Raw genomic sequence first — 1,090 nt, forward strand, 5'->3', positions numbered from 1 at the left:
GGTTTAGATAGCCTTTGGCTACTCCGTCTCCTGCGATGCATAGCTCACCAGGAATGCCAATACCACATAACTCCATCTCATTCAGTATATAGAGCTGCATATTGGCAATGGGACGCCCGATTCCTACACTTAAACCCTTATCTTTTTCGCTGGAATAGATATAGTCACAGCATCCTACGGTAGTCTCTGTAGGGCCATATTCGTTATGAATCTTGACCCTGTCTCCTAATAGCTTCTGCGTTTTCCATGCCGTATCTGTGGTTAACTCTTCTCCACCGACAATCAGCGTTTCTAAATTCGGTACATCTACGCCGTCTGCATAAGTTTCCAGCATTTTTAAATGGGACGGAGTAAGTTTAAGGAAAGTTACCCTGTTATCTTTGAATGCTGCACGTAACCTTTCCTCCGTGTCTCCTCCCTTTAATAGAAGAGATCCACCACTAATCAGCGGTAAGAACAAGGACGTTACGGAGAGGTCGAAACTTAAGCTTGTAATCAGTACCGTCGTACAAGCTTCTTTCTGGTACTCCTGATCTGCATACGACAAGTAATGATCCAAATTGCCTCGTGTAACCGCCACGCCTTTGGGCTTTCCTGTCGTTCCTGATGTGTAAATCACATAGGCGATGTCGTCTTTTTCAACGGCACACGCTGGGTTTTCCGCATTCTCGCCCAGATCTTCAAGATTCATAGAGATGAATGGGACTTCCGTTTCCAAAGTCTTCTCTCTTGTTAAGATGACCTTGGGTGCTGCATCGTTCAGAATATGCTCTATTCGTTCCTTCGGTGTTGCTGGATCAATCGGGACATAGGCGGCTCCACTCTTTAGCACGCCTAAAATGCCAATGATCGTTTCCGCTTCAAGGGAAGCCATGATGGCCACTCGATCATTGGGCTGAACACCTAACGAAATCAGTTCCCATGCCAAGGCATTGGCCTTTCGGTTGACTTCTCCATAACGAAGTACGCCCGTTTCGTATTCAATTACCGTCTTCTCAGGTGTCTGTTCCGCATGTTTCTCGAATCGTTCCACTGCCGTATGATGCTGTGCATACTCCGTATGGGTATTATTGAAAACCGTTAGTATTCC

At 46.1% G+C, this 1,090-nt stretch carries 1 protein-coding gene; it reads right to left on the reverse strand.

Going from position 1 to position 1,090, the window contains the following annotated elements; genetic code table 11:
* A partial coding sequence (locus ACFVU3_RS40220; RefSeq protein ID WP_390073733.1) for an AMP-binding protein occupies positions 1-1,033 on the reverse strand: 1,033 nt, incomplete at its 3' end.
* Positions 1,034-1,090 lie beyond the last annotated feature (57 nt).

Origin of the sequence: Streptomyces sp. NPDC058052 (assembly GCF_042885515.1) — a bacterium.
Classification (GTDB): Bacteria; Actinomycetota; Actinomycetes; order Streptomycetales; family Streptomycetaceae; genus Streptomyces.